Genomic DNA, 13,238 nt, shown 5'->3' with positions numbered 1-13,238 from the left:
TGCGTTGACTTTATTTAAGTACTCCCGACTGGTTAAGGCGGCCTGGCTCACGCGCCGGCGGTTTTCCGATTACATTTGGCCTTCGCGCCGACTTCGGCCCCATTGTAATCGGTTTTCCGATACATTTGGCCTTCGCGCCACCTTCGGCCCCATTGTAATCGGTTTTCCGATTACATTTGCCCTTCGCGCCGCCTTCGGTCCCATTGTAATCGGTTTTCCGATTACATTTGCCCTACGCGCCGCCTTCGGTCCCATTGTAATCGGTTTTCCGATTACATTTGCCCTTCGCGCCGCCTTCGGTCCCATTGTAATCGGTTTTCCGATTACATTTGCCCTACGCGCCGCCTTCGGTCCCATTGTAATCGGTTTTCCGATTACATTTGCCCTTCGCGCCGCCTTCGGTCCCATTGTAATCGGTTTTCCGATTACATTTAGCCTTCGCGCCGCCTTCGGTCCCGTTGTGATCGGTTTTCCGATTACATGGCTGTAAACCGAAAAATCCCCCTGCAGTTGCCGCTGCAAGAGGATGTGTTGTTGCTCTAAGATGCTCTGGGCTAACTAGCCTGCCATATTATTAATGGAGTCCTGCTCCGAGAACACCGAGATATGATCTACGGTTCCTGTGGATTCCGGGATGATGAATTTGAGCTGATACTGCTTGTTGGCCTGATAAATATAGATGTTGTGCTCTCCATTCACTGTAGTAGCATCCGGCTTGCCGAGGACTTCTTCAATCTGCTCCAGTGTCAGGTTACGCAGGTCCGGGGCGCTGGAGCGCACATCGAAAATCTTACTGCCCTTATTGAAGCCGATGACCACCTGCTTGCCCGCATAAGTGGAATAGATCCCTTTGCCTGCCGATTCCTTGAGGTCCGGCTCTCCCCATGCGGCTTCCACCTCATCAATAAGTCCGGTGTGTGCAGCATATTCAACGCCGGGCACCTTGCCCTGCTTAGCAAGCTCCAGCAGTTCCTTCAGCTGCTTGCTGCGTTCTTCCGGGGTGGCGGGAGCTACGGTATCTGCTTCAGCCCCTGCAACCTCAGTAACCGTAGACTCTGATGCGGCTCCGTCGGGGGCTTCTGAGTCAGCAGTTACAGGCTCTGCGCTCGCAGCAGCGCCGTCATCTGTACCAGATTCGCTTACCTGCGCACCTTCTGCTGCCGATAAAGTGTTATCCCCAGGCTGCACAGTTGCTGTAGCCGCAGCCGTATTGTTAGACGATGGTTCCGTTTTGCCGGAATTACAGGCTGTAAGGCTGAGCATCGCCCCAACGATAAGAATACTTGTGATTGTCCTAATTGATGTAGTCAAGCTGCCATCTCCTTCGTTATGGGAAACATCTCTTTTGTCTAAACTGTACCCTATGACGCAGGGGCTGTAACAAAGGTTGCAGGCGCAGATCTACTGATCCAGGTATTATACGCATTGCCTTATGTTATGAATCTCCCTGTCTGATCACGGTCCAGTGCTGTTTTGTTCACCACATAAGTTCGGGCCATCAGATCATGCAGCGCCCGCTTGCGTGGGGTAAATACGATGAATAGGCAATCCAACACCACGACCCAGCCAACAAAAGCATTCAAATCCGCCGCAAGCGGACTCCAGTTCACGAGACTGCTTGGGATGGAGGACAACGCCTCGGTATTCAGACTCACAACCACTGCCAGGAAGCTGTTAACAATAATAAAACTATCCCTGATCAAAGCCTGCCTGAGCACCGGATACCTTCCATTCTCATCAACGATTCTTGCCCCCAAAAGCAGCCTGCCCGGCGTCCCGCCGTATCGGACAACCATAAATATATTGAACGCCATAAGCAGTACAAACTGTATAAAAAGCGGAAAAGCTGACCCTGCCGACTCTGCCGCCGGCACTGAAATCCTGGTCAGTAAATAGGTAGGTAGGATAAGAATAAGGGAGTCAATGATATTAATCAGCACTCTTTTCCAAAAGCCTACAAATTCGTATAAATTAAGTTCTTCCTCGATCCACGGCTCCATACTTTCACCCCTCCCATAGAATCGAATTAATCACTCGTTCCCCGGCACACTCTTCTCCTCCACAACCCTGCCCACATGCTGCAAAATCTCAAGATTCTGCTGCACGATGATCCGCTTAGCCTGATACTCCTCGGTTAATGCCAGGATTGCAGGAATCCCCTCTCTCCTGAAACCGCGGTTCCATTCGAGCAGCATGATCCGGAGATACTTGAATGTCTGCTTATAATTTCCCTGCTCCAATCCCAGCCTGGTCTTCATGAACCTGCGGATGACCCGGGCATCCTGTACATAAGCCTTAGGCTGAATCAGAAAAATCAGATCGGCTTGCCGGAAGCTTTCTGTTCCCCACTTGTAATGTACGCCCTCTATAATCCACGACTCCGTTCCCATAGCTTCCGCGAGCTTGGCATCCCGCACCTCCGGAGAGTTCTTGGTATTGTCCCTGCGGTCCCAGACAAAATTATCCGTTTCATAGCACGGAATTCCGTAACTTTGAGCTAATTTCCGGGCGATATATGTCTTCCCGCTCCCGCAGCCGCCTATAATCCGTACTCTAATCTTCAGTCCCTCCCCTGGAAGATCAAGAATATAACAAATCTCTCTCATATTACTATTCTCTATGTATCCTGTCACTCTACTCCACCCGGTTAAACATTTGAAGCCAGCCGATCAATGGTTGATGGGCTGGCTTCTGGAGCCGCAATGTATCGCGGCATCTTGGTTGGATAATCCCTGGCTGGCGCAGCGGTATCCTGCTGCTTTACAGCTTCACTGCTCCCTCTTTAGCATTCCAGGTGAACGGCAGGCCGAACAGCGGCGTTAAGCTGCCCAGCGGAATGTACAGACGGCCGTCTACAGTTTTGGAGGCCAGCATATCCACTGTTTTACCGTTCACTTTGGCCTTCGTGCTGAGCGGTTTGTGAACTGCTGTATTCTTGCCGATTGTGATGATAAGCGCTCCGGTTCCCGCCTCCTGCATCAGGCTTCCGCCCAGCAGCTTCACGGATTCACTCAGTGGAATGTACACCCGCGAATCCTCCAGCAGGAAGGAATTCTTCACCGGCAGCTTCTCCCCGCCCTTGACAAAAGCTCCCGCAATCATCGTAGAGCCCAGACGGTAGCCGTTCTTCTCGGCAATGGCCGCCATTTCTAGCCCGGAGGTTGTAATGATGACCCGGGTGTTCTTCGCAATCTTCGGATACAGCCAGTGAATATCGTCATTGTGCATGCGGATGCATCCGGCGCTGACATATTTACCGATAGAGGATTCATTGTTGTTGCCGTGAATGGCATAGGTCGTGCCGTAAGTATCATTTACTTCCAGCCCCAGCCAGCGGTCCCCCAGCGGATTGGCCGGATCGCCTCCGGGAATCTTATCCTTGTAATAGGGTCTGTTCTTGATTTTGACCACCATCTTGAAGCTGCCTTCAGGCGTCAGGCTTTTCGTTTTGCCGGTAGCAACCGGAAAAATCTTCACCAGCTTGCCCTCGCTGTAATACGCCAGTTTGTTCGTTTTTTTGTTCACAATGATCAGATCTGAGGAAGACGATGCCGCAGCGGCCGATCCTGTGAAGCATGCAGTCAAAAGCATTACAAATACCAGTGTTAATGCGATACTTTTGGGAAAATACGTTTGAATCCGGCTTGCCTGTTCACGCTGACTCATAGTTTCCCCACCTCCAGGTTATGGATGATTCTGGATTGTCTTTTCTACATAGACGTTCATTTGCCGCAATAGTTGCAGCGCAGCCTGTACCTATTCTTATCAACTCGTCCCGCCCGGAGTGACGCAACGTTTGCAATATTGTAACCGTTCTTGGCGGGAGCGCCTTCCTTGCCCACCGAAGCATGAATATTCGCCAGCCCTATCAGAGATAATAAGCCCGCATGACTATAACACCCATTTCAAGGAGGCCAAAAATTTTGAATATCAACTCATCTGCACAGATCCGGGAATGCGAGCAAATCGTTCAGCAGCTGATGGCACAGACCCAGCAGGGGACGCAGAATTACCAGCAGCTTCTTCAGCAGGAGCAGCAGGATGCCGCCAAGCTCCAGGAGCTCAGCCAGCATAACAGCAAGGCCATTCAGATGATCCAGCAGGCGCTGCAGGGCCATCAGACCGCGATGCAGCAGCTGCAGCAGATCTCGCAGTCGGTCAGAGCGATGGAGCAGTACCCGCAGACTTCCGGCTTCAATACCAATGATATTCATAGAATGAATCCGGAGCACCAGAGCTTTGGTACAGGCATTCAGGGCTTCAACTCTGTGAATCAGAACTCTAATATGAGCGGAATGGGTACAGGTTATAACTCATCTTTCAGCCCGTCCTTCACTTCAAGCAGCCAGCCGGTGAACTCACTGCACAGCCCGATCAACGCAGGGATCAACCACCAACCTATGCATACACCGATGTCTGGAGGCTCCTCCTATAACTCTCCAATGAACCAGGGAAGAAGCTTCCAGTAAGTAGCGTGGGAGCATAGACCATTCGTTTATCGTTTAAAAGGGTTCTCTCAGACCGCAGCAGCGGAAGCTGAGAGAACCCTTTTGGCATACCGGGCAGTCCCTGTCGGTCTGCGCACCGTTTAAACTACCAGCCTGCCGGTCTTCTCCGCCAGCCCAACCGTCGCTTCCACCCCGGAGTTGAACTCCAGATAATCGCTCTCCACACCATCGCTGAAGATCACGCCGTCCTCCGGCATCTGTGAGGTGATACGGAGCGGCAGACGGCTGCTGATTCTCCCGAATACCAGCTCTGCTGAAGTCGTCCGGCTTGGAAAAGGCTCCCGCACAGTGAAGTACAGCTCGGGATGGTTCCAGGCCAGCCCGCTGCCCGCGCTGACTGCGGCAATCTCCGCAGACACCGGGGCTGTCCGTTCAGCCTCTGCATGCTGCATTTGAGCGGCACGGCTGACGATTCCTGCGGCTCCGGCAAGCACACTCTTGAGCCAGCCCGTGGAGCCAAGTCCCGTCGAGACAATGATGCCGCTGGAGGACTGCTGCTCCAGCTGCCCGTTCAGCTCCAGCTGATACCGGGCCGAGACATGGGTCCGGCGGCCGATGAACAGATCGTTCACCCCGTACAGGCTCTGGCCGTCATTCAGCTCCACCTTGGCAAGGGTGACCTCACGGACCTGGCGCTGGGCGCGCAGCACCTCCGTCACCACTTGCCGGACTTCCTTGACTCTGAAGGGCAGCAGCACGCCATCCCAGCGCAGCGGATCAGGATTCACTCCGATCAGCGGCTGCTCGTGAAGGTATTTCAGTGTATTGGCGACCAGACCGTCCTGGCCCAGGACCACAACGGTATCCTCGGCCCCAAAGATGAAATTCGGCACATGCTGCCGCTCCAGCACCTGGAGCCGGCCGATGGCGCTGAGCTCGGTCACTGCGGTCTCCACCGCCTTGCGGTATTGGAAATCCTCGCTTAAGTAGTCGCTGAAATCGGCGCCCAGCCGTTCAATATAGAACTGGGCCTGCTGGATCGTATTGTAGCGGACCACCAGCTCCTCCAGGCGGGTCTTGCGTTTGACCAGTATGATTTTGTTCTCCGATCCCCGGGTGCTCATCGTCCGTTACCTCCTCTTTCTGCTCCGGCGCCGCCTGCTGCCGAACCGGCCATGATTCCTTGCAGCAGATCCGGCGTAATGTTAAGCTGGCCGATCTTCCCGGCGTTCTCCGCCAGCTCCTGGAAGGCGATGGCGATCAGCTTATCCGGGTTCATGCCGACATTCGTCAGCGCCTGCAGAACGTTAGGCGATACATTTTGCAGCGAATTCATTACCGCCGTCAGCTCGTAAGCCTTGGCATCCGCTTCAGCTCTCTTATTCGCTATGGCCAGCTCAATCAGCGCCTGCTTCTTCTCCTCCAGCTCCGTATCAAAAATCAGCTGCTCTTCCTTCATCTCATTCTGCTTCTGCTTCGCTGAACGGTCAGAATCAAGCAGCGCCTCACGCATCTGCCGCTTCTTCGTCTGAACGGCGATCTCTGTATTCAGCTCATTCTCCTTCACCCGCCGTTCCTGCTCAATCGAAGCGTTACGCCGCTCATAGAGCGCATTATCCGCGTTACGGAGCATCTCCTCCCTGGCCTGCGCTTCCAAGGCACGCAGCGTCTCCTTATTCGGTACAATCGCCAGAATGGACAAGCCCATCAGCTCTATGCCCAGCTTCTCAATCTCCGCACTCTGGCCGATTTCATGGGTAATCATCTTGGCCAGCCGTTCACTCGACTGGATCGCCTCCTTCAGCGGGAGCTGCCCGAGCTGCTTCTTGGTCAGGACCTTAGCGATATTAATTACCCGCTGAGCCAGCTTGTGCGGATCGTCGGAGAGATAGGTGTTCTTTTTGAGATTATAGGTGTAGTTGAGGATCTGGGTGGTCTTGCGGTAATCGACAATCCGGTAGGTCAGCTGTCCCTGGACGGTTACCGTCTGATAGTCCGCAGTAATTTCCTCGAACATGAATGGAACATCTATCGAGGACACAGGCACCACCACCACCGAAGTCGTCGGCGCATAATAATGAAAAGAAAGCCCGACCCCCTCACGCACTACCTTGCCATTCTTCACCTTAAGCACATAATCACTGGGCTGAAATTTCACGAACCGGAATCCGAACATGGTCATTACCTCCTAGGGGTTGTATTCTGAGTCATCTCTTGAGCAGAGGGGAACTCAGTTATTAATTAATTGTTATTATTAATATGTTATTAACAACATCATAGCAGACCTTCTTGATATTATCAATATGTTATTAACAAAATTGCAAAAAAAGTAGCCGCCATATAGATGGCAGCATCTGTGTTCAATTCTATCCTTACCTTCAGGATTGTTCTTCCGCTCTAGAGCTTGAGAAGCGTACGGATGGCTGCGAGCCGCTCCGGGTCTACCGGCTTCAGCGGGTCACCGTCCTCCCGGACTGCCGAACCAAAATGTACCCGGCGCACGCCAGTTCGTGTAACGAAATCCTTCAGGTCTGCGGCATTCAAGCCGCTGCCTGCCAGGATGGAGAGCGAAGAACCGGCAGACAGCCGTTCCAGTACAGCAAGTCTCACCATACCGCCCGGCGTACCTGCAGCAGCAGTCCCGCCGGAGGTCAGGATATCGGTAATCTGCGGATACCGCTTCAGAACCTCTAGAGCTTCAAGCTGGTCCGGCACCTCGTCAAACGCACGATGGAAGGTAACCTCCATCCCTGCTGCCCGCTCCAGCAGCCGGCTCAGCAGCTCTTCGTCTATCGTCCGGTCCTCCCGGAGCATTCCCATCACCACGGACAGCCCGCCTACCCCGGCTATATGGCGGATATCGCGCAGCATGGTCTCCACATCGGATGCATCATACACGAAGGAGCGTGCATGCGGCCTCACCATTACTCTCACCGGAATGCTGACCTGCTCCCGGACCGCTTCAATCAAGCCCAGACTGGGCGTTAATCCGCCCTCCCGGATGCCCGTGACCAGTTCAATCCGGTCAGCACCATAACGCTCCGCTGTGACCGCATCACTTACTGTAGTTGCTATAACCTCTAACAGCATAAATTGCTACACTCCCCTTCTTAGTCGTAATCCTTGTAAGCCGCTTTACCTTAGTATAATGATAAACATAGTAAATAGCAGGTAGATTCCTGACTATGTCAGTACTGGACCTGCGACCAGTATTTTTCCCGCCTTTTGGAGAGTGTGTTCTCGGGATGAAGCCTCTATACTGAAGAAGTTGAAATTTGGAAATCCGGAATGGAGTGCCCTGAATGATAAGACAAAGTATAGACGCGTGGAAAATATTAATGCTCTCCCTGCCCAAAGGAATCATCGCCTTCATAATTGCTGTTACAGGTCTGTGTGCAAGCCTGCCCCTGATTATTATATGGGTGGGGCTGCCGCTGCTGGCCCTGACCTTGGCCTGGTGCCGCAGCATGATGTCCAGTGAACACAGAACAGTTGAAGCCTGGTCCGGCAGCAACAGCCGACGGGGAACCGGGAAGCCCGCTGTTATAGCGGATCCTGCCCCCGCCTTCCGCTGGGAGGGGCTGCGGACATTAGGACACCAGCTCCGTGACAGGGAATCGTACCGGGGAATCCTGTACAGTCTCCTCCAGCTGCCCGCAGGGATTCTGGGCTTCACACTTGCGCTGGTCCTGCCTGCGGTGGCCTTCAGCGCTCTTCTGTCACCTGTGGCTCAGCGAATCAGTTCATCGGTATTCTCCTATGATCTTAATATGCTGGACCCGGAGGTCTTCTTCTTCCTGTCCGGCACAACCTCAGATGAACGCTCGTGGATGCTATGCGGAACCGGATTTGTACTGCTGCTGCTTCTGCCGCTGCTGCTTGTGGGTCTTGGACGTCTGTACGCGGCCTGGATCAGTGCAGTGTCAGGAACCTCTGTGAATTCCGGCAGTACCCCGCTTGAAGTCATACATACCTGATCTCTTCCCGCATATCTATTAATAGTTCACTTGCCAAAGCTTACCAAGCGGGTTGTGCCCGTATTGATTGAAGGACGGGCGGCCCGCACAACCTTGTGAGGAGGCGGTTCAGTGCTCATGATCCTGGTGTATCTGTTTGCTGTGCTTGGCGTGTCTCTCCTGCTGTTGGCTGCGGTTCTTCAGTACAAACTCTCCCGCCCCAAGGCAGCGGGCCACAGCGGGGCTACCCATGCCCTGTCTGCCTTCAGCCTGAAATTCCCCCAACGGTTCATTACTCCGGACGAATCCCATCTGATTGCCCTGGACGAAGAGGGCCAGGCGCTCGCCATCGGGCTGCTGCATCCGGGGAAGCCGGAGCCGGCGACAGCCACCCTGTATACATTCGATGCCATCCTTGGGGCAGAGATTGTCGAGAATGCCCTGACGCTCAGCAAGGTCAGCAAGACCAGCCGGATTACCACCAGTGCACCGAGAATACGGGCAGGTGCCGCCGCAGGCTATGAATTCACAGAGCCTGTCCAGGGCGGCAATCCTGCCGAAGAGATCCGCGAGCTGACGCTCAGAATCTATTTCAGCAGCGCAGATACGCCTGTGGTATCCATTCCTTTTCTCCCGCCGCGCCTGCCGGCCCGCAAAACAGATCTGCAATATTCCGCAGCCTTCCTGGAGGCGCAGCAGGTACATGAGAGAATCCGCGACATCGTCTCTGCATAAGGATTCCTAACCCTCAGAATTCGCAATTACCGGACAACCGCTGTGAAATCCTCCAGAGCCCGCCCCTGCCTCAGCTTATCAATAATGGTAAGCAGGAAGCTCTCTGCGAGGCTGCCTGGTAATATGGTGTCCGCAGCTTCATCCAGGGTGAACCAGGCTGCGTGGTCCAGCTCGTCGCTCATGGCACTCAGGTCCTCCGTGTCAGCCACGCTGATGTAATTGAGCATTAATGTATTAGACGGGGCGAAATACTGGCTGCGCATATATTCATAAGCAACCACCTCAAGCCCCGCTTCTTCCTTCACTTCTCGGATCAGGGCCGCTTCGGCGTTCTCACCTTTATTCACATACCCGGCGAGCAGAATGTAATCCTTACGCTTATACTGCTGGATGAGAAGGATTCTATCGAGCTCGCGGTTCAGTACGGCTGTACTCACCGCTGTGCTGAACACAGGGAATCTGAAGACGGCGCAGGCTTCACAGTAGGGTACCTCTCCTTCTCCATTGCATTCCTTCATGACCAAAGGCTTTCCGCATTCCAGACAAAACTTCAATTCTATCGCTTCTTTCTGTAGGTAGTATTGTTGTTGTCTATTCTAAGCGATTGCTTCCAGACGCACCACGATATAATTCAAGAAACCCGTCCTTTATAGAGCAGGGGACAGGGTTTCTTGACGTGATGTGGAATATACTATAAGGGGCCCGGACACTACGGGCTGCATTACATCATAGAGATGGAGGGAACTACTCGACATGAACATCATTAATTTCGCGCATCGCGGCGCATCCGCAGCCGCCCCGGAGAACACAATGGCGGCCTTCCGCAAGGGTCTGGAGCTTGGTGCAACCGGCATTGAGACCGACGTACAAATGACCAGTGACGGAGCAGTAGTAGTGATCCATGATGAGAGTCTTAACCGCACCACTTCAGGCAGCGGTTATGTGAAGGATAAGACGCTTCGTGAGGTGCTGGAGGTGGACGCAGGCTCCTGGTTCAGCCCTGAGTTCGCAGGAGAACGGATTCCGACACTGGACGAGCTGCTGGATCTGCTGCAGGGCCGGGAGACGATTCTGAATATAGAGCTGAAGAACGGGACCTTCCTCTATCCCGGCATGGAAGAGAAGGTAATCGCCGCTGTAAGGGAGCAAGGCATGAGTGAGCGGGTGGTAATCTCCAGCTTCAATCACTATTCCCTGGCCTACTGCAAATCACTGGCACCAGAGATCCGTACGGGTATTCTCTACGGTGAGGGACTGTACCGTCCCTGGAATTACGCGGCTACCCTGCAGGCGGATGCGCTGCATGCCCATCATTCCTCAGTACTGCCGGAGTTCGTGAATGCCGCTGCGGAGAAAGGGATTGTCTATCATCCGTGGACGGTTAATGATCCCGAGCGGATGCAGGCATTAATCGATGCTGAGGTGGCGGGAATCATTACCGATCATCCGGATATGCTGGCCGGGCTTCTGGCTGCCAGAGGCGTCTGACTTATGTAACACGGCTGCGCTGTCCATAGGATGGCGCCGTCCGGCGGGTGAACAAAGTGGAATTTGTACACCTAATTTGGCGTAACAGGAGTTAACACTAAAAACAGTTGGAGAAACAACACTTAGCCGGCCCGATTTCTTCTAAATCCGGCGGATTCGGCAGATTAAGTGTACATTTTCCAACTGCTTCCTTATAAGACTTACGTTGCGGCTGAATAAGTTCCTTTTCTCCAACATAAACCTCATTGTGCTCTTGAGCTGCTGACCAGCTTCACGGAAGGAATACGGCCCTCCTGCTTGTATACGGCATAACGCCCGCTTCCCAGCTGCTTGGCATTGTACATAGCCGAATCCGCCTCCTGAAGCAGCCGCTTCGGATCGATCCGGCCCTGGCTTATCGTGATGCCGACACTCGCGGACACAAATAATTCATGGCTCTCCAGCTTATAGGTACGGGTGATGCGCTCCAGAACCTTAAGGGCAAGCTGTTCCGCCTCCTTGCGGCTGTAGCGTTTGGCGATAATGACGAATTCATCTCCGCCCACCCGGAAAATATGCCGCTTGCCCTTGCAGGTGAATTGCTGCAGGCTGGTTCCAACGGCCTCCAATAACAGATCCCCTGTATGATGGCCGAGGGTATCGTTAATCGATTTGAACCGGTTCAGGTCCAGATATAATACCGCAAGCTGCTCGCTCACTTTGCAATGATCCCAGAAATGATCCATTCCGTTCTTATTCAGCAGGCCGGTCAGCGTATCGCGGTAGGCCAATTCCTTGAGCTGCTCACGCTCCCCAAGGATCATGCGCAACCGCAGGAACAGATACAGAATACCCGCAAGTGTCAGCACGTACAGGAACAAAGGAATAAGCAGGCTTCTGCCTTCTGTATCGAAGCCGGTTAAGGCTCTTCTGCCCAGCAGATGCATGCAACCAAGCCCTGCACTAATTACCAGTACCACAAGGCTCGAGCGGACCGCCCGGGTTCTTTGCGGTTGTCTGAAGAAATCCCTTGTCAGTCTGAGCGTGCTATATACGGTCAGGACTCCTATAAGTATGGATAGAATCGTCAGCATATAATTGCGGGCCTCTTCCACTAGTCTTACGCCCTCCTTCAGCCTATCAAATGAATTTATGAATTTATCGCTTTCAAGCGCTACTGTACAGGAACGGACTGAACAAATTCTGAACAACTCCGGCAAGAGACGCTGTAAATGAATCCTCCTGGCACGGATTAGCGCTAAGTCTATTATCGGCAGGAACGGCGCTTTATTGTAATGAAATTCATGCATGCTCCATTGACGGTAACGGGAGACGATTATATGATGGTAGCTCAAGTGCTGCATTCTGGGGTCTGTTCCAGAATCATCCTAACCTGCAGATGAACCTGCTACAATCCAAAGGAGATTTTGTGTATCATGAAAAAACTGTTCACCCTCTTTACCGCCTTCTGTCTGCTGGCAATCCTTCTTCCAGCCATGCAATCCGGTGCCGCTGCAGCACCGCAGCCTAAGCTTGCCGTGTATGTGGACAAGGAGAATCACTCCTTCATCCCGCTCCGCTTCCTGAACGGCTTCGCCGGTATCCAGTCTGTGCTTACCGCTTCCGGCGGCCAGATCCAGATATCACGCGGTGAGAATTCCATTACCTTCACTCCAGGCAAGCCCGGGGCTTCCGTCAACGGCAAGCCCGTTACCGTAAGTGTGCGGTCTTTCAGTGAGAACGGGACCACCTACGTCCCCTTGTCTCTGGTAAGCCAGACACTTGGCATACAGCTCCAGTGGAATACAGAGGCCGGATCGCTTACGCTGACAAGCAGAGCCGATGCTGGGACTGCAGAGACAGCCACGCTGCCTGTACAGAACGGCAGCCTGATCAAAAGCGGCTCGCCTGCTGTAATCAGCGGACATCATACCTACAAGGTCGGCAGCCGCTCCTTCAGCGTCCAGACGGTCACAGTCTCCCTGCTGCATCCATCGGTGAAGCTGGATGCCGTTCTGGCCGGGAATACCGTCGGCAAGACTGAAGCTCTTGCCAGCATCGCCAAGCGAAGCAATGCTGTCGCCGCCATCAACGGCACGTTCTTCGCTGCATACACTAATGATGCCTTCAAGGCTCCTTACGGCTACATCATCAGCGGCGGCAAGATGCTGAAGAACAGCTCTGGAGACAAACGGGCAGTCTTCGCTTACGACCGCAACATGCTTGCTGAGCTCATTCCGGGCAGTGAATTTAAGGCACGCTTCGATTCCGGTTCCATTCTCGGTGCACTCCAAGCTGGACCTCGGCTGCTGGTTAACGGAAAGGTCGCGCTGAATGTGGCGGGGGAAGGCTTCCGGGACCCTAAAATCCTGACCGGCGGAGGTTCCCGCAGCGCGCTGGGCATTACCCGCGATCATAAGCTGATTCTGCTGACCTCCGGCGGGGCAACAATTCCCCAGCTGGCGGAAATTATGAAGCAGGCCGGAGCCTACCAGGCGATGAACCTTGATGGCGGCGCCTCCAGCGGCCTATATTACAACGGCAAGTACCTGACGACTCCGGGACGCCTGATCAGCAACGCTTTGGTCGTTCAGACTAAATAATGTACCCAGCTTAGAGTTCAAATCTTAAG

General features: G+C 53.6%; 15 protein-coding genes. 6 read left to right on the top strand and 9 right to left on the bottom strand.

Going from position 1 to position 13,238, the window contains the following annotated elements; all coding sequences use genetic code 11:
* Nucleotides 1–4 precede the first annotated feature (4 nt).
* Nucleotides 5–490 (top strand): hypothetical protein, encoded by a 486-nt coding sequence (locus MKX63_RS18265; protein ID WP_341019085.1) that lies wholly within the window; start codon nucleotides 5–7, stop codon nucleotides 488–490.
* Nucleotides 491–558: 68 nt separating this feature from the next.
* Here the strand turns inward: MKX63_RS18265 and MKX63_RS18260 are convergent, their stop codons facing one another.
* The 4 genes from MKX63_RS18260 to MKX63_RS18245 form a co-directional block, all read right to left on the bottom strand.
* Nucleotides 559–1,311 carry a YjgB family protein gene (locus MKX63_RS18260; protein ID WP_341019083.1) on the bottom strand — a complete coding sequence of 251 codons (753 nt, stop codon included), beginning with the start codon at nucleotides 1,309–1,311 and terminating at the stop codon, nucleotides 559–561.
* A gap of 119 nt (nucleotides 1,312–1,430) precedes the next feature.
* A complete protein-coding gene (locus tag MKX63_RS18255) occupies nucleotides 1,431–2,000 on the bottom strand; it encodes an RDD family protein (protein ID WP_341019081.1) in 570 nt (189 codons plus the stop codon).
* 30 nt (nucleotides 2,001–2,030) lie between these two features.
* Entirely contained in the window at nucleotides 2,031–2,606 is a 576-nt protein-coding gene (locus tag MKX63_RS18250; protein WP_341019080.1) for a hypothetical protein, read from the bottom strand.
* A 154-nt stretch (nucleotides 2,607–2,760) separates the two neighbouring features.
* Nucleotides 2,761–3,666 carry a L,D-transpeptidase family protein gene (locus MKX63_RS18245; protein WP_341019079.1) on the bottom strand — a complete coding sequence of 302 codons (906 nt, stop codon included), beginning with the start codon at nucleotides 3,664–3,666 and terminating at the stop codon, nucleotides 2,761–2,763.
* Nucleotides 3,667–3,923: 257 nt separating this feature from the next.
* Between MKX63_RS18245 and MKX63_RS18240 the strand changes: the two genes are divergently transcribed.
* On the top strand, nucleotides 3,924–4,469 hold the full coding sequence (locus MKX63_RS18240; protein WP_341019078.1) for a hypothetical protein: 546 nt from the start codon (nucleotides 3,924–3,926) through the stop codon (nucleotides 4,467–4,469).
* A 119-nt stretch (nucleotides 4,470–4,588) separates the two neighbouring features.
* Here MKX63_RS18240 and MKX63_RS18235 read toward each other — a convergent pair whose 3' ends face one another.
* The 3 genes from MKX63_RS18235 to MKX63_RS18225 all read right to left on the bottom strand — a co-directional run bounded on the left by MKX63_RS18235 (nucleotide 4,589) and on the right by MKX63_RS18225 (nucleotide 7,538).
* The gene (locus MKX63_RS18235; protein ID WP_341019077.1) at nucleotides 4,589–5,572 is read right to left on the bottom strand and encodes a sugar kinase; all 984 of its coding nucleotides are present in this window, start codon (nucleotides 5,570–5,572) and stop codon (nucleotides 4,589–4,591) included.
* Complete coding sequence (locus tag MKX63_RS18230) at nucleotides 5,569–6,624, bottom strand: SPFH domain-containing protein (RefSeq protein ID WP_341019075.1); 1,056 nt, start codon at nucleotides 6,622–6,624, stop codon at nucleotides 5,569–5,571. Before MKX63_RS18230 ends, MKX63_RS18235 begins: the two co-directional genes overlap by 4 nt.
* 221 nt (nucleotides 6,625–6,845) lie before the next feature.
* Nucleotides 6,846–7,538 carry a copper homeostasis protein CutC gene (locus MKX63_RS18225; protein WP_341019073.1) on the bottom strand — a complete coding sequence of 231 codons (693 nt, stop codon included), beginning with the start codon at nucleotides 7,536–7,538 and terminating at the stop codon, nucleotides 6,846–6,848.
* Nucleotides 7,539–7,750: 212 nt separating this feature from the next.
* Here MKX63_RS18225 and MKX63_RS18220 point away from each other — a divergent pair, with 212 nt between their 5' ends.
* Both MKX63_RS18220 and MKX63_RS18215 read left to right on the top strand, forming a co-directional pair.
* A complete protein-coding gene (locus MKX63_RS18220) occupies nucleotides 7,751–8,425 on the top strand; it encodes a sensor domain-containing protein (RefSeq protein WP_341019072.1) in 675 nt (224 codons plus the stop codon).
* A 111-nt stretch (nucleotides 8,426–8,536) separates the two neighbouring features.
* Entirely contained in the window at nucleotides 8,537–9,139 is a 603-nt protein-coding gene (locus MKX63_RS18215; protein WP_341019071.1) for a hypothetical protein, read from the top strand.
* A gap of 26 nt (nucleotides 9,140–9,165) precedes the next feature.
* Here MKX63_RS18215 and MKX63_RS18210 read toward each other — a convergent pair whose 3' ends face one another.
* Nucleotides 9,166–9,657 carry an NAD(+) diphosphatase gene (locus MKX63_RS18210; RefSeq protein WP_341019070.1) on the bottom strand — a complete coding sequence of 164 codons (492 nt, stop codon included), beginning with the start codon at nucleotides 9,655–9,657 and terminating at the stop codon, nucleotides 9,166–9,168.
* Between the two features lie 235 nt (nucleotides 9,658–9,892).
* Here MKX63_RS18210 and MKX63_RS18205 point away from each other — a divergent pair, with 235 nt between their 5' ends.
* Nucleotides 9,893–10,627 carry a glycerophosphodiester phosphodiesterase gene (locus MKX63_RS18205; RefSeq protein WP_341019068.1) on the top strand — a complete coding sequence of 245 codons (735 nt, stop codon included), beginning with the start codon at nucleotides 9,893–9,895 and terminating at the stop codon, nucleotides 10,625–10,627.
* A gap of 242 nt (nucleotides 10,628–10,869) precedes the next feature.
* Here the strand turns inward: MKX63_RS18205 and MKX63_RS18200 are convergent, their stop codons facing one another.
* A complete protein-coding gene (locus MKX63_RS18200) occupies nucleotides 10,870–11,721 on the bottom strand; it encodes a GGDEF domain-containing protein (RefSeq protein ID WP_341019066.1) in 852 nt (283 codons plus the stop codon).
* A gap of 321 nt (nucleotides 11,722–12,042) precedes the next feature.
* Between MKX63_RS18200 and MKX63_RS18195 the strand changes: the two genes are divergently transcribed.
* On the top strand, nucleotides 12,043–13,209 hold the full coding sequence (locus MKX63_RS18195; protein WP_341019064.1) for a phosphodiester glycosidase family protein: 1,167 nt from the start codon (nucleotides 12,043–12,045) through the stop codon (nucleotides 13,207–13,209).
* The last annotated feature ends 29 nt before the right edge of the window (nucleotides 13,210–13,238 follow it).

The organism is Paenibacillus sp. FSL R7-0179 (assembly GCF_038002265.1).
Classification (GTDB): domain Bacteria; phylum Bacillota; class Bacilli; order Paenibacillales; family Paenibacillaceae; genus Paenibacillus_AQ.
This window is presented reverse-complemented; position numbering and strand designations above follow the sequence as displayed.